The sequence below is a fragment of the Pedobacter sp. KBW06 genome (assembly GCF_003852525.1).
Lineage (GTDB): Bacteria > Bacteroidota > Bacteroidia > Sphingobacteriales > Sphingobacteriaceae > Pedobacter.
This window is the reverse complement of record NZ_QAJL01000006.1, coordinates 294,221-309,248: the sequence shown is the minus strand read 5'-3', so window position 1 is coordinate 309,248 and position 15,028 is coordinate 294,221. Positions and strand designations below refer to the sequence as shown.

Sequence of the window (15,028 nt, the reverse complement as noted above, 5' to 3'; positions counted from 1 at the left end):
CTGGTATTTTGCTGTTTTATCGGGTTTCTTTATAGTTAAATAAAATTTTAAACTATTGATATTCAGAATTTAGTGTTGCTTATCTTATTTTTGTATTTAACTCTGAGAGCCAGTCCTGATAAATTGGTTCGTAGCTGGAGGTTAGGCTTGGTTCCGTGAATTGAATGGGTTTAATCAGGCTGAAAGCTTCGGCTGGATGAGCATAGATCCCGGCACCAATTCCTGCACCCAATGCAGCACCTACACTGCCATCATTTTCATACAATTCTACCGGCACACCAGTACTGTTCACAAAGGCTTCGAGGAAGAGTTCGCTGAGAAAGAGGTTCGCTTTTCCACAACGGATCACATTTGGAAGAAGCCCGTTGCTGCGCATGATGTCCAGTCCGTAGCGGAAGGCAAAGGCGATTCCCTCCTGTACACCCCTGAAGATGTGAGCAGGACAGTGAAGATTGAAATCTATGTTTTGAAAATGGCCTCCAATCAGCTTGTTGTCCAGCATGCGTTCTGCACCGTTTCCAAAAGGCAATACCCGCAGTCCTTCAGCACCAATGGCCACCTTTTTCGCAACGCTGTTCATATCTGCATAGGAGCTTCCGGATGCCAGCAGGTTCTTAGTCCACCGGTTCATGCTTCCGGTGCCATTGATGCAAAGCAGGGTGCCTAGTCTTTTCTGCTCAGGTGTATAATTGACATGTGCAAAAGTGTTTACCCTGGATTGCGGATCGCAGCTCAGCTGATCACTCAAGCCATAAATCACACCCGATGTGCCGGCAGTAGCGGCTATTTCTCCGGGCTCCAGCACATTGAGGGATAATGCATTATTGGGTTGGTCTCCTGACTTGTAAGAGACCGGAATTCCGGGCTTCAGGTCCAGAAGTGCTGCGGCGGCTAAACTGACCTTTCCATGTTCTGAAAACACTGGTTTAACCTCTGGAATTAGTTCCGGATCAAAGCCATAATGCTCCATCAATGAGGTAGATATGCTGTCTGTCTTAAAGTCCCAGAATACCCCCTCGGATAGGGAAGGGATGCTGCTGCTTATACTTGAAGTCAGCTTCATCGCGATGAAATCACCGGGAAGCATGACCTTATGAATCTTCGCATAAACCTCCGGTTCATTTTGCTTTACCCAGGCCAGTTTGGAAGCTGTAAAATTACCTGGAGAGTTGAGCAGATGGCTGAGGCAATAGTCATGACCCAGTTCGTCAAATGCGGCATTTCCCAGCGCTACAGCTCTGCTGTCGCACCAAATGATGCTGTCCCGCAGGAGCTGTTGTTCCTGGTCTACCAATACCAGACCATGCATTTGGTAGGCAATACCGATGGCGGAAATGTCCAGTGGATTAAAAAGACCTTTCGCTTTGCAAATCGAAAATGCCTGTTGGGCATCTTCCCACCAGATTTCCGGACTTTGTTCTGCCCAGCCCGGTTGCAGGGCCTGAATGGCACGCTCTTCCTCCGGATATTGTGCCGTAATGATGGCCTTTTGCGAGGCTGAGTCTACGATGGCCACCTTAACAGAAGAAGTACCAACGTCTATTCCTAGTAATAACATATCGTGTTGTGGCTATGGCTTTTATTGGATGAATATTTGGTTATCAGAAAACGAATTTAGGAGAATGTTTGCTAATTGCAATCGATTGCCTAAAATATTTTTGTATTTTTACGGGACCTATGAAGCGTCAGAAAAGAACAACGATATACGACATTGCACAGCAGCTGAATTTAGCAGCCTCTTCGGTGTCAAGGGCTTTAAGCGATAGCAATAAGATCAATGCAGAAACAAAAGCCCTGGTGTTGAAAACAGCCGCAGAGATGAACTATCAGCAAAATGCGATGGCATCTAACCTCAGGAAAGGGAACAATCCAACCATTGGGGTGGTGGTACCCCGGATCAATCAGTATTTCTTTTCCAATGTGATTGCAGGATTGGAAGAGGTGACTTTTAAAGCGGGATACAACCTGGTCATTTGCCAGTCTAATGAACTTCATGCCCGGGAAGTGGAAGGGATAAATGCCCTGGTGAACCAGAATGTCAGCTGTATCGTCATTTCTATTGCCGCAGAAAAAGGGAGTTTTGATCACCTTCAGCAAGTGTTAGACCGGAACATTCAGCTCATTCAGTTCGACCGGGTGGTAGAAGAGTTAGAAACCTTTAAGGTGTTGAACGACAACAGGCAGGCGGCTTATGAAGCGGTGCAGCATCTGATTGAACAGGGATACCGTAGGATTGCTTTATTGGAAGGGCCTCAGGAGCTTCAAATTTTCAGAGAACGTAAAGAAGGCTATATCGCAGCTTTACAGGACCATGGTTTTCCGGTACTTTCCGAATTGATGTATGCCAATGCCTGGACAAAAGAACTGGGGGCAGCAGCCACTGCCCAATTGTTAGATATGCCAGATCCACCGGATGCCATCTTTGCCTCCACTTCTGATTTTGCCGCTTTAGGTGTCCTGGAAGTGGCCAATAATAAAGGAATCCGCATTCCCGAAGCATTGGGGATTTGCGGTTATTCCAACGAACCTTTCACCGAAATTACCAGTCCTTCGATCACGACCATAGACCAGTTTAGTGTGGAAATGGGCAGAAAAATAGGCAACCTGCATTTTCAGGAACTGGAGAATTTCAATCCGGAAAGTAAGACAAAGACTGTTAATGTAAGACCGGAACTCATCATCAGAAACTCCAGTCTTCGGAAATCACATGTTCCATAATATGTTTTGATTTCCCGAGCTATAACTTTCGGATATAGCTTGCCAGTTCAGTTTCAACAGTATTCTCCGTTTTTTCCAGGTGCTCAGCGATGCGTTGACGCTCTGCCTCAGATTTATTCTGGCTCAATTTCTTTTGTCCCTGAAGATCAGTTACCTCCAGTTCAAAGGCCACAATACCCCGCATCATTCCTTTCTTGAATTTATCGGAGAGGCTGTCCCATTGTGCCAGATAATTTGGGTCATAAAACCTGATCATCTCTTCCAGAACCCTGATTTTTGAACTTTCCTCCTCCAGAATTGTTGCCTTCCCATAGGCATGTACCGAAATGTAATCCCAGGTAGGAACACTCTCGGCTTTATCATAATGAACGGGCGAGATATAGGCATGTGGTTCTGTAAACAAGACCAGAGAAGTATTTGCTTCGATATATTTCGCCTGCTCATTGGCCAGGGCAAAATGAGAAGTTAAGACCAGTTTATCAGCGCGGTCGTCAATATAAAAGGGCAGTTGTGTGGCTATGGGGACCTGCTCCTTATTGGTAATGATCGTGGCAAAACTATACTGCTTCATAAAAGCAATTTTTTCTGTCTCCTCTTTAAACTGAAATTGATTCGGTACGTACATAAATTGATCCCCTTTCTTTTGTTTCCTCAAAAATACCTGATAATTGGATTACCTTTGCAGGCCAATCTTAATAAAATGAGTAGTCCAATTTCCCTGCAGCTTTTCACTGAGCTCTCATTTGCCCCTTCTTCCGGCAGGGCGCTTTATCTCCAGCTTTCAGATGCAGTTTTGTCCCTCATCAAAAAAGGGAAATTGCGTTCCGGGCAAAAATTGCCAGGTTCCAGAGCTGTAGCCGAATTGTTGCAAATCAACCGGCTCACCGTTACTAAGGCCTATGAAGAACTGCAAACGCAAGGCTGGCTGGAGAGCCGCATTGGCAATGGCACCTTTGTCTCTTCACACCTCATCGATCACGAACCGGAAAATCTGGGTGGAAGCCTTGTACCGGCTTCATTAAAAAAGGCAGGCTTTGTGATCCCGGAAATGAGCTACCTCGACACCGCTGCTGATCATCCGGTTACAGAACTTCATTTGGACGATGGCTATCCTGATCCGAGGCTGGCCCCCTTAAAGGAATTTTACAGGGCTTACCGGACTCAGCTGACACGAAGCGGATTATATGATAAGTTTGGAAGTTACAGCAATGCTGCTGGTCCGGGCTACTACAGAGCAGCGATAGCGAACTATCTTAACGAGACCCGGGCTTTAAAAGCAAAGGAAAGCAATATCCTTTCGGTTAGAGGAACCTTAATGGGCATTAACCTGGTCTGTACTGCACTCATTAAACCCGGTGATGTCATTGTTTCCGGGATTCCGGGCTGGAAGAGAGCAGAACACAATTTCATACACGCCAGGGCCAGACATATCGGCATCAGGGTCGATGAACATGGAATCGTCGTAGATGAACTGCGGGAAATCTGCAGCAAACAAAAAGTGAGGATGGTTTATGTAACACCACATCACCATTATCCGACTACCGTGTCGCTCCGGATCGACCGGAGATTAGAATTATTGCGGCTTGCCAATGAATATGGTTTCATCATCTTTGAAGACGATTACGATTATGATTTTCACTATAAGCACCGCCCGCTATTGCCACTGGCCAGTGCCGATGAAAATGGGATGGTCATTTATTGCGGATCATTCGGAAAAAGCTTTTCCCCTGCTTTTCGGATGGGATACCTTGTGGCCGCAGAAAATGTAATCACACACCTTGCCAGGGTAAGGGTTTTGCTGGACAGGCAGGGAGACCATATTTTAGACAATGCAATGGCCGAACTGCTGAATGACAATACCACTCAGCGCTACCTGAGGAAGGCATTGTCGGTATATGAAGAGAGAAGGGATCTTTTTTGCCGCTTGCTAAGCACTGAATTGGCAGGTCTGGTGAATTTTACCATTCCTGAAGGAGGGATGACCGTCTGGACGGAATTCGATCCATCCATCAACCTGGAAAACCTGGCACAAAGCGCCCGGAGTAAAGGTTTGTATATCTCCGATGGCAAAGCACACCAATATCCCGGCTATACAACCAATGGCATCCGTCTGGGCTTTGCCTCTTCATCAAAAGAAGAAATTATAAGGAGTGTTGAAATTCTCAAAAACTCAATACGCTAACTAAAACCGGTATCGATCAATGCTGAAGGCATAGAAAATCGGAAAGGACCAAGGTTTGAATATTAAATGTTATTTTGACATTTAATATTCTTTTTCTACATTAGAGATGCGATCAAATATAGCAACAAACGTATGAACAACAGATTTTATCCAACCTGCCTGGCCCTCATTTTTGTCGGGGCTTTAGGTGCATGTACCAGCTCTTTAAATAAAAATACGGCAGTCAGCGACACTTCGGCTGTATCAGCCCTCTCTGTGCCCGATTCCGGAGCTTTTAAGGGGGAAGTAAAAGGGAAGACCGTGAGCCTCTATACGCTGGTGAATAAGAATAACGCAAAAGCAGTCATTACCAATTACGGAGGACGACTGGTCTCGCTATGGGTGCCTGATGCTAAAAATGGCTTTACAGATGTGGTGTTGGGTTACGATAGCCTGAAAACCTATCAGAAGAAAGGGGAGCCTTTTTTCGGTGCCTTAATCGGCCGCTATGGAAACCGGATTGCAAAAGGGAAGTTCAGTCTGGATGGAAAAGATTATCAGCTGGAACTCAATGACGGGGTAAATACCCTGCATGGTGGCTCCAGTGGTTTTTACGGACAGGTTTGGGAAGCTAAAAAAATTAATGACCAGAGCCTGGAACTGAGCTATTTTTCTAAAGAGGGAGAAGGCGGCTATCCGGGCAACCTAAAGGTTAAGGTAACTTATGAGCTGACAGACAACAATGAGGTCAAAATCAGTTATGTTGCAACAACCGATAAAAATACCGTGGTTAACCTGACCAATCATGCCTATTTTAACCTGAATGGGGCAGGAGATCCGACAATTACCGATCATTTGCTAAGTATTGACGCGGATACCTACACACCGGTTGATGAAACCTTAATCCCAACGGGAAAAATTGAAAAACTTGCAGGTACACCATTTGATTTCAATAAACCAACGCTAATTGGCGCAAGGATCAATGATAACCATCAGCAATTGAAATATGGAAAAGGCTACGATCATAATTTCGTGCTCAGAAAAGCAGCAGGCCTGCAGAAAGTAGCCACAGTGAGCAGTCCGAAAACAGGGATTGTGATGGAGATCCTGACAGAAGAGCCCGGCCTTCAGTTTTACAGTGGTAATTTTCTAACCGGAGCAGATCATGATGGAAAAGGAAAAAGCAGTTATCCGCACCGTTCTGCATTCTGTCTGGAAACACAGCATTTTCCCGATTCACCAAATCAACCCGCTTTCCCGACAACTACATTGAAGCCTGGACAGGAATACAAAACAGTAACCATTTACCGGTTTTCAATAAAGAAATAGTCGCTTAAAACAAGCATAAAAAAGGGGTATTCAGATTTGGATACCCCTTTTTTATGCTGATCGGGCAAGATGTAGACGAATTGTAGATGACCATCCGGTAAAATTAACCTGTTGAATTTGCCGGTTATTTTCAGGAGCAGTAGCTTTACCTGAGCAATAACCCAACTTCAATTTTAACGGAAAGAAATGGATAAGAAATACGACTTTACTATTGAGAACTTCACAAGAATCATTAATTCGGACATCGTTCCTGCCCATGATCGCAGCGGACTGGATCTTGAGTTCGGCAACACGGAAATTACCATAAAAAAGCCTTATGTAGATACTGATGGGGAGACGATGGGCAACAGCATCTTCATCTGGCAGGATAATGCCTTGTGTATCTCCATGCGCCTGGAAGACGGTTTTTTGTTTACTTTTTACAGGGAAAATGAAAAAGAAAGTTTTAAAAGCCTGGAGGCGGCCAGCCCGGATAGCATTAAAGAATTTGCCTGGCAAATCTGGACCGGAATTGTCGACTATATTGAGGACGCAGCCTCCGGCAGGATCACTTTTCATGATTTCCAGAATCAATTCGGGATCTATGGGGTTCCTGATGAGCTGGAAAAGCTATTTAGATTTGAGCAGGAGTATGCCGGAGGCAGCTATGCAGATGGCTTCTGCCTGAACCTGATTGACAATACCGGATTAAAGACTTATTCAGAAGAAGAAAGTTTTCTGAATTCTTTTATAGAGTTTGCAACAGCAACGGCTGGCGGAAGCACTTATGCCATTTGGGTGATCAATGAAAATCTGGACAAATGCCCGGTTGTGGTTTTCGGCGATGAAGGCGGTATACATCTGGTTGCAAAAAACACAGAAGATTTGATCCGTCTGATCGGTTATGACCAGGAAATTTCTGTCGGCTGGAGTGCTGCTTATTTTTATAAAGATGAGGAACAGGATTACGAGAGCGAAAATCGGGAGGCTTTTTGGGCCTGGTCTAAAACAAATCTGAATCTGGAACCTGTGCAAACAGATGAAGAAGCCTCGGCCATTATACAAGAGGCCAATGATCAGTTTGCCGACAGTTTATATGATTTTTTAATAAAATACAACATTGATGTGGAAGAGGGCTTCGAAAACCTGCAGGAACACCGGAGTTTTGAAGCATTTGAAAGAAATTTTCAGGGAAGGGTCATCCCTCAGGAACTAATTTCACTGTATACTTTTCAGGAGCAGCATGCCAATTATGCACAGTATTTTCTGCTGAGGGGCTATGATTCCTCCATTTTGAAAACATGGAACCGGAACGATGCTTTTATAAATGCAGTGATACCCTTTGCCAGGGCGACTAGTTTTGGTGCATTTTACGCCTTATGGGATGAAGGCCTTGGCAAAGAAACCAAAGACATGCCGGTACTGGTATTGGATAAGGAAAACGGAATTGATATCATTGCCGAAAACGTAAGGCAACTCCTGCGCTTGCTGACTTATGACATTGAACCTGTGCTGGATGACGAATGTGTCAAACTCAGCAATGACAGGCATAGCTATGCCCTGAGTAATCACATAGACGCTTATATTGCCTGGCTCTCCGATAATTTTAAAATAACACCGGTGGAAGAACCTTATGAAGAGATTATAGATCCGGCCCGGGAAAAATTCTCTGATGCGTTTTGGGATTGGGAGCAGGAAATGAAAGGTAAAGCCTGATCTTTAAATCACATCATATTCAAAAAAAGGAGATCCGAAAAACCCGGATCTCCTTTTTTATGCAGTGATTTGCAGCAGTTCAACTACCAGAACTTCACATACAACGCGGCAATGAGCAGTAGTGTCACCACAATCAGCGCCATCGTAGATGGGGCAACTTTGAACATGGATTTATCGAGTTCAAAAGCTTTAGGATTTACTTTAGGTCCGGCCAGACTCATCAGAATCATAATCGCCATTGTAAAGAAGAAGGAGAGTCCCATACAGATATGGAATGGAATCTCGAAACCACCTTTGCCATTTGGATAGGCCGTATACAGGAAGGTATCATTGCCCAACAGGCCGGGTGCCATTTCATTGAAGAAAACGGAGAACAGAAATCCGGCCAGTACACCTGCAATGGCTGCACTGCCTGTTGTTCTTTTCCAGAACATACCCAGGATAAACATCGCAAATACACCGGGACTAATGAAACCTGTATATTTCTGGATAAAGGTAAAACCACCTTCACCACCAATCCCCAGGAGGTCATTCCAGGTGAAAAGGACCGCCAGGATCATCCCCACAAATACCGTTGCTCTTCCCACAAGAACGAGGTTCTTTTCTTCTGTACCTTTCTTAAAATACTTGGCGTAGATGTCCAGGGTGAAGATCGTCGAAATGCTGTTGACCTTTCCGGCAAGTGAAGCCACGATCGCAGCCGTTAATGCCGCCACAGACAGTCCTTTAAGACCGGTCGGTAAAAAGGTAAGTATCGCAGAATAAGCCCCGTCTTTTCCACCGATCAGTTGCGGTAAATGCCCGCCTTTGTACAAAACATAAGCCGCAATTCCGGGCAACATCACGATTAAAGGCATCATCAGTTTCAAAAGACCCGCAAAAAGAATCCCTGTTCTTGCGGTTTTAAGGTCCGCGCCCAATGCACGCTGGGTGATGTATTGGTTACATCCCCAGTAATTGAGGTTGATGATCCAGATGCCCGCTACATAAGAAGCGAGTCCTGGGAAAGTCAGGTATTTACTGATCTCATTCTGTGTCGATTCTGCCGTCGGTTTTGGAATGATCATCTTGAAGTGTTCAGGAGCATGGTCCATCAAAACCTGGAATCCGGCAATGGCATTGACGCCAACCCCAAATTTCTCGCCCACAACGGTTAAGGCGATATAGGTAGTGACCAATCCTCCGAAGATCAGAACGGCCACCTGAATCACATCCGTATAAGCGACTACTTTCATGCCTCCTAAAGAGATGATCAAGGCAAATACAGCAAGTCCGATCATGATTACATGAAGGTAATCTCCGCCTGTAAGCCCATTGATGGCTACAGCACCGAGGTAAAGGATAGAGGTCAGGTTTACGAATACGTATAAAAACAACCAGAAAACCGCCATAATCAGGGCAACAGATTCGTTATACCGGGTCTTCAGAAACTGAGGCATCGTATAGATCTTGTTCTTAAGGTAGACCGGAATGAACCAAACGGCAACGATAATCAAGGCAATGGCGGCAATCCATTCATAGGCTGCCACAGCAATCCCGAGAAAGAAACCTTCGCCACTCATGCCGATAAATTGCTCTGCCGAAATGTTAGAGGCGATCAGAGAGGCACCAATGGCCCACCAAGTCAGTGTTCCTTCAGCAAGAAAGAATGCTTTGGCATCATGCTCGTTCTTTTTACGCTGTCGGTAGATATAATACCCATAGCCGGAAACGACTAAAAAGTAAATGATGAAAACTACATAATCTGTAGCTACTAAATTATTGTTCATATGGCTCTATTTGGTTAGGTTGAACAGGTGTCCGCTTATTTATAAAAGATTTCGTTCCATTGCAGCTCATTTCTAAACTGGTTGATCCTGGTATCAGCACCAATATTGATGAATTCTATACCGGCAATGTTGGCGAAATCAAGTAAATGTGCGCTGGTCAGGTTCTGACTATAAGCGGTATGGTGTGCACCTCCGGCATAGATCCAGGCAGCACAGCCGGTTTTCATGTCAGGGAGTGGTTTCCATAAGACCTGTGCAACGGGTAACTTTGGCAACTGGTGTTCCGGTGCTACCGCTTCCACTTCGTTTACCAGCAAGCGGAATCGATTGCCCATATCGATAATAGAAGCATTGAGTGCATTTCCTGCAGCAACACTGAAGATCAGTCTGGCTGGATCCGCTTTGCCGCCAATGCCTAATGGATGAACTTCCAGTCTTGCTTTTTCATTGGCAAGGGAAGCATCAACTTCCAGCATATGCGAGCCCAGTACCATCGCATTGGCCGGATCGAAATGATAGGTGTAATCTTCCATAAAAGCATTGGCCCCCGGTAATCCGGCACCCATTACCTTACAGGCACGCACCAATGCTGCGGTCTTCCAGTCGCCCTCTCCGGCAAAACCATATCCCTCAGCCATCAATCGCTGAGCGGCGATGCCAGGCAGTTGAATCATGCCGTGTAAATCTTCAAATGTATCACTGAAACCTTTGAAATTGCCATCCTCCAGGAATTTCTTCAGACCAAGCTCTATTTTTGCAGCCTCATATACAGAAAGATGTCTGTCGCCACCAGGCAGCAGGTCAGGAGTCATAATATAGCTGGCTTCATATACTTTCAGGAGTTCCTGAATGGATGCTTCAGGAATGCTGTTGATCACTGCAACGAGGTCACCAATGCCGTAGGTGTTGACTTGAAAACCAAACTTCAGCTCAGCCTCTACTTTATCACCATCAGTAACGGCTACATAACGCATGTTGTCGCCAAAACGGGCAAATTTAGCGCCTTGCCAGTCGTGCCAGCCTGCAGCCGCCCTTGTCCAGGTATCGATTTCTTTCAATACTTCGGGATCCTGCCAGTGGCCTACCACTACTTTTCTGTCTTTGCGCATGCGGGTCACCATAAATCCAAACTCGCGGTCCCCATGTGCACTCTGGTTCAGGTTCATGAAATCCATATCGATGGTATCCCATGGGATGTCACGGTTAAACTGGGTATGCAGGTGAAGTAAAGGTTTCTGAAGAATATTCAATCCCCTGATCCACATTTTAGCAGGGGAGAAGGTATGCATCCAGGTGATCACGCCAATACAATTTGCAGCAATATTGGCCTGCTGTAAGGTTTCAAAGATCTCCTCCGGTGTTTTTACGATGGGTTTATAAACGACCTTAACGGGGATCTGCGGAGCGGTATCCAGCGATCCGGCAACCTGCTGTGCATGTTCTGCTACCAGTTTCAGGGTTTCTTCTCCGTACAGGTGCTGGCTCCCGGTAATGAACCAGACTTCTAATTCTTTTAAGTTGATCATATTTCTTAGCTTATCTTGTGTTATAGGTTACTTGATTATTTAATGGCAGAGAGACGGAAAAGTCCTGCTCCGTGTTTATTGATAGTTGCGGTAAAGCTGCCCTTAACGGTGCCTTTGTCAGTTTTGCTCCAAAGATCCCTGACCTTACAGGCCTTGCTCAAACCAAGATCATTCAGGTTTACGGAAATTTGAACGGGCTGTTCCCCGTCGCCAGGATTAAAAAGGGCGAGGTATTGATCTCCGGTTTTTGGATCCTCTGCTGCCCAGCAGATTCCCTGTTCATTACGAAACAGTTGCCGGTTATTGCTGCTGTGGTTCAGGACCTGGATCACCTCCCTGTTGGTCAGCAGGGAAAGGGTAAAGGCATCATTGCCGGGCAAGTCGCCACCAAACATAAGGGGAGAACGGAAGATGGTCCAGAGCGTCATCAGGGTATATTGCTCATCTTTGGTAAAGGCAGTCATCCTTGGATTTCCACGCTCTGCACGAATCCCTATTTTTCCAAGGGGAAGCATATCACCATCCGGCCATGCACCGGCTGCGCGGTATTTATTCCAGCGTTCAAAAACATCAAAATGGTCTTTCAGCATCGGCCAGTTGTCCCAGAAATCGTCTACGGTACGCCACATATTGGCATGCTCCTGAACATGGGGAGCACTGGCGATCGGGGTTTCACCAGGTGAAGTACTCAATACAATTTTTCTACCCGTTAATGCGATCGCTTTACGGATCATTTCTACCTCTCCGGTATGGTAAGGTCTGGAAAGGTCATCCACCTTAATGAAATCCACACCCCATGAAGCATAGAGCTTAAACAGGGAGTTGTAATATTCCTGGGCGCCATCACGGCCGGCCACTACGGTATACATATCCCGTAACCACAGGCATTGTAATTCTGTGCTGTAAATGTCTTTGGCGGTAGCTTTACTGCCCATGATGGGCAGGTTGCGTTTTACCGCTTCTACCGGAATGCCACGCATGATGTGGATGCCAAATTTCAGTCCTTTTTTGTGGATATAATCTGCCAGGGGCTTAAATCCTTTGCCGCCTGCTGCCGAGGGAAAACGGTTGACAGCGGGTTGAAACCTGCCATATTCATCGAGCACATAATCCGGATTGCTTTCATTGTATCCATGTGCCTTGTCGTTACCTACATACCAGCGGATGTCTACCACCACATATTCCCATCCAAATGCTTTCAGATTTTTAGACAGATAATCCGCATTGGCTTTGACTTCAGCTTCTACAACAGTGGGACCAAAGCAGTCCCAGCTGTTCCAGCCCATCGGAGGCGTTTTGGCCCAGTCATGAAAATCTTTTTGCTGTGCTTTTACCGTGGCCAGCGTTCCAAGCAGAAACGCTGCTGCCCATACTAATTTTTTATTGACCATAATAACTGTCCGGACCATGTTTACGTTCAAAATGTTTCTTAATTAATGCCTCCTTCAGTTTTGGAGAATTTGGGTTGATCTGATTGGTCAGCATCGCCATTTGCGCTACAGATTCCAGAACAGCACTATTATAGACTGCTTTTTCTGCGGTCTTTCCCCAGGTAAAAGGGGCATGATTTCCAACGAGGATCATTTCCACTTCATGGTGACTATAGCCCAGTTTCTTAAAATGGTTGATGATCTGGAAACCGGTTTCATATTCGTAATTTCCTTTGATCATTTCATCGTTCATTGGCGGTGCACAGGGAATGTCCACCGTCAGGTGATCGGCATGGGTGGTACCAAAAATAGGCACATCCATTTGTGCCTGGGCCCAGGAGGTGGCATAGGTGGAATGGGTATGTACGATGCCATTGATCCCTTCCCAATGTTTGTAAAGAACAGCATGGGTTTGGGTATCTGAAGAGGGCCGGAGTGTACCTTCTACGGTGTTTCCATTAAAATCTACGATCACCATTTTATCCGGCGAAAGGTCTTTGTAAGGCACGCCGCTGGGCTTAATGGCAAAAACACCCAGATCCCGGTCGGCGGCGCTTACATTTCCAAAAGTAAAAAGCACCAGGTTTAACTTTGGCAATTCCATGTTGGCCTCATAGGCCATTTCACGTATGGTGTTATAAATGCTCATGATACATCGGTTTGATCTCTTTTTGATGATGGTGTTCCAGGTAATTGCCAAGGGCAAGGTATTCCTGGTATTGCTTGCGGTAGTGCGTTTGTTTTTCCGGGTTTGGCTGATATTCTACTTCAAAACCGGTCCCCATGGCTTCCATTGCAGCTTCAATATTTGGATAGATTCCTGCCGCTACTGCTGCAAACATGGCTGCACCCAGTGCACAGGTATGTTCAAACCGGTGAATTCTGATGGGCATTTCCAATACATCAGCCATCATCTGCATGATATAAGGGGACTTTTTGGCCACTCCGCCTATACCGATAATACCTTCTACAGGGACACCCTGATCCCTGAAACGGTCAACAATGCTTTTTGCACCAAAACAGGTTGCCGCAACCAGGGCCCGGAAAATGCGGGGGGCATCAGTTCCCAGACTTAAACCGGTAACGGCGCCTTTGAGTTCCTGATTGGCATCCGGAGTTCTTCTGCCATTTAACCAGTCAATGGCCAATGCTGCATCATCACTATCGGTCAGGAGCTGAGCCTGCTCAGTTAAACGGGAAATGATTTTCGCTTCGAGTCCCTCTTTTAAAGCAGCTGCTGTCGTTGGATGGATCAGATCGGGTTCTGAAAGGAGCAGGTTTAATGGCCAGCTGATTAAGTTCTTAAACCAGGCATACACATCGCCAAAGGCCGATTGTCCGGCTTCGAGCCCCATCATCCCGGGAATAACCGAACCGTTTACTTGTCCGCAGATGCCCTTTACCAGCTTGCCATCCAGATCTGTAGCAGGTGCTATCAGGATGTCACAGGTGCTGGTACCCATAATCTTACAAAGGTGATAGGGGGCAATCTGTCCACCCACAGCACCCATATGTGCATCAAAAGCACCTACACCAACCACCACCGCTGTGGAGAGTCCCAGGCGTGCCGCCCATTCTTCGCTTAATGTTCCGGCTGGTTCATCTGAGGTATAGGTATCCTCGAAAAGTCTTTCCCTGAATCCCGACAAGAGGGGATCCAGCTGACTGAAAAACGCTTCCGGTGGAAGGCCTTCAAATTGCTCAGACCAAAGGGCCTTATGGCCTGCCGCACAGCGGCTTCTCTTCATCTTCAACACATCCTTACCACCGGTCAGCAGGAAGGGAATCCAGTCGCAATGTTCTACCCATGAAAAGGTCGCCTCACGAACATCAGGATCTGCCCTTAGTACATGAAGGAGTTTTGCCCAGAACCATTCGGAAGAATAAATCCCACCTACATAGCTGAGGTAATTGGTCTCAAATTTGGCCGCATGTTCATTGATCTCTGCAGCTTCCCTGATTCCGGTATGGTCTTTCCAAAGGACGAACATGGCATTGGGATTTTCTTCAAATCCGGGAATAAGGGCCAGAGGGGTCCCGGTCTTATCGACGGCTACCGGGCTGGAACCTGTGGTGTCTACAGAAATTCCTTGTATGGCTTGTGCGATTGCTGCGCCGCCGGCTTTTACAATACAATCTTTAATGGTATGCTCGAGTCCCTCGATATAGTCCAGCGGATGTTGCCTGAACTGATTTAAGGAAGGTTCGCAATACAGGTTTTTTTGCCACCTTTTGTAATAATAGACGGAAGAGGAGCACTCAGCTCCATTTTCGGCATTCACAATTACAGAGCGCACAGAGTCTGAGCCGTAATCAATACCGATGACATATTTGGTTAGTTTCATGGTCATTACAATAAACGTCTAATTAACGTTTATTTTTTTGACAAATGAAAATTAT

At 45.9% G+C, this 15,028-nt stretch carries 11 protein-coding genes; 4 read left to right on the top strand and 7 right to left on the bottom strand.

Features of this window, described 5'->3' with window-relative positions:
- Window positions 1-79: 79 nt before the first annotated feature.
- Window positions 80-1,558 (bottom strand): xylulokinase, encoded by a 1,479-nt coding sequence (locus DBR43_RS31100; RefSeq protein WP_124587249.1) that lies wholly within the window; start codon window positions 1,556-1,558, stop codon window positions 80-82.
- 119 nt (window positions 1,559-1,677) lie between these two features.
- Between DBR43_RS31100 and DBR43_RS31095 the strand changes: the two genes are divergently transcribed.
- A complete protein-coding gene (locus DBR43_RS31095) occupies window positions 1,678-2,718 on the top strand; it encodes a LacI family DNA-binding transcriptional regulator (RefSeq protein ID WP_124587248.1) in 1,041 nt (346 codons plus the stop codon).
- A gap of 19 nt (window positions 2,719-2,737) precedes the next feature.
- On the opposite strand, the gene DBR43_RS31090 is transcribed toward DBR43_RS31095, so the two are convergent.
- Window positions 2,738-3,343 carry an FMN-binding negative transcriptional regulator gene (locus DBR43_RS31090; protein WP_124587247.1) on the bottom strand — a complete coding sequence of 202 codons (606 nt, stop codon included), beginning with the start codon at window positions 3,341-3,343 and terminating at the stop codon, window positions 2,738-2,740.
- A 75-nt stretch (window positions 3,344-3,418) separates the two neighbouring features.
- Here DBR43_RS31090 and DBR43_RS31085 point away from each other — a divergent pair, with 75 nt between their 5' ends.
- From DBR43_RS31085 to DBR43_RS31075, 3 genes are all read left to right on the top strand, one after another.
- Window positions 3,419-4,900 carry a PLP-dependent aminotransferase family protein gene (locus DBR43_RS31085; RefSeq protein ID WP_124587246.1) on the top strand — a complete coding sequence of 494 codons (1,482 nt, stop codon included), beginning with the start codon at window positions 3,419-3,421 and terminating at the stop codon, window positions 4,898-4,900.
- A 132-nt stretch (window positions 4,901-5,032) separates the two neighbouring features.
- Window positions 5,033-6,208, top strand: a complete 1,176-nt coding sequence (locus DBR43_RS31080) for an aldose epimerase family protein (RefSeq protein ID WP_124587245.1) — start codon at window positions 5,033-5,035, stop codon at window positions 6,206-6,208.
- A gap of 186 nt (window positions 6,209-6,394) precedes the next feature.
- On the top strand, window positions 6,395-7,903 hold the full coding sequence (locus DBR43_RS31075) for a hypothetical protein (RefSeq protein WP_124587244.1): 1,509 nt from the start codon (window positions 6,395-6,397) through the stop codon (window positions 7,901-7,903).
- An 83-nt stretch (window positions 7,904-7,986) separates the two neighbouring features.
- Here DBR43_RS31075 and DBR43_RS31070 read toward each other — a convergent pair whose 3' ends face one another.
- From DBR43_RS31070 to DBR43_RS31050, 5 genes are read right to left on the bottom strand one after another with little or no spacing between them, the layout of a single operon-like run.
- Window positions 7,987-9,672, bottom strand: coding sequence for a sodium/sugar symporter (locus tag DBR43_RS31070; protein ID WP_124587243.1), 1,686 nt, complete (start codon window positions 9,670-9,672; stop codon window positions 7,987-7,989).
- A gap of 35 nt (window positions 9,673-9,707) precedes the next feature.
- Window positions 9,708-11,198 (bottom strand): L-arabinose isomerase, encoded by a 1,491-nt coding sequence (araA, locus tag DBR43_RS31065; RefSeq protein WP_124587242.1) that lies wholly within the window; start codon window positions 11,196-11,198, stop codon window positions 9,708-9,710.
- Between the two features lie 35 nt (window positions 11,199-11,233).
- On the bottom strand, window positions 11,234-12,619 hold the full coding sequence (locus DBR43_RS31060) for a glycoside hydrolase family 27 protein (RefSeq protein ID WP_233603292.1): 1,386 nt from the start codon (window positions 12,617-12,619) through the stop codon (window positions 11,234-11,236).
- Window positions 12,579-13,277: an L-ribulose-5-phosphate 4-epimerase gene (locus tag DBR43_RS31055; RefSeq protein ID WP_124587241.1), complete on the bottom strand. Its 699-nt coding sequence runs from the start codon at window positions 13,275-13,277 to the stop codon at window positions 12,579-12,581. Before DBR43_RS31055 ends, DBR43_RS31060 begins: the two co-directional genes overlap by 41 nt.
- Window positions 13,264-14,973: a ribulokinase gene (locus DBR43_RS31050; protein ID WP_124587240.1), complete on the bottom strand. Its 1,710-nt coding sequence runs from the start codon at window positions 14,971-14,973 to the stop codon at window positions 13,264-13,266. Before DBR43_RS31050 ends, DBR43_RS31055 begins: the two co-directional genes overlap by 14 nt.
- Between the last annotated feature and the right edge of the window lie 55 nt (window positions 14,974-15,028).

Excerpts from the sequence above, each read along its gene's own strand:
- DBR43_RS31070 (WP_124587243.1), bottom strand. The coding sequence starts at position 9,672 with ATGAACAATAATTTAGTAGCTACAGATTATGTAGTTTTCATCATTTAC.
- araA (WP_124587242.1), bottom strand. The coding sequence starts at position 11,198 with ATGATCAACTTAAAAGAATTAGAAGTCTGGTTCATTACCGGGAGCCAG.
- DBR43_RS31050 (WP_124587240.1), bottom strand. The coding sequence starts at position 14,973 with ATGAAACTAACCAAATATGTCATCGGTATTGATTACGGCTCAGACTCT.
- DBR43_RS31055 (WP_124587241.1), bottom strand. The coding sequence starts at position 13,277 with ATGAGCATTTATAACACCATACGTGAAATGGCCTATGAGGCCAACATG.
- DBR43_RS31075 (WP_124587244.1), top strand. The coding sequence starts at position 6,395 with ATGGATAAGAAATACGACTTTACTATTGAGAACTTCACAAGAATCATT.
- DBR43_RS31080 (WP_124587245.1), top strand. The coding sequence starts at position 5,033 with ATGAACAACAGATTTTATCCAACCTGCCTGGCCCTCATTTTTGTCGGG.
- DBR43_RS31095 (WP_124587248.1), top strand. The coding sequence starts at position 1,678 with ATGAAGCGTCAGAAAAGAACAACGATATACGACATTGCACAGCAGCTG.
- DBR43_RS31100 (WP_124587249.1), bottom strand. The coding sequence starts at position 1,558 with ATGTTATTACTAGGAATAGACGTTGGTACTTCTTCTGTTAAGGTGGCC.
- DBR43_RS31090 (WP_124587247.1), bottom strand. The coding sequence starts at position 3,343 with ATGTACGTACCGAATCAATTTCAGTTTAAAGAGGAGACAGAAAAAATT.
- DBR43_RS31085 (WP_124587246.1), top strand. The coding sequence starts at position 3,419 with ATGAGTAGTCCAATTTCCCTGCAGCTTTTCACTGAGCTCTCATTTGCC.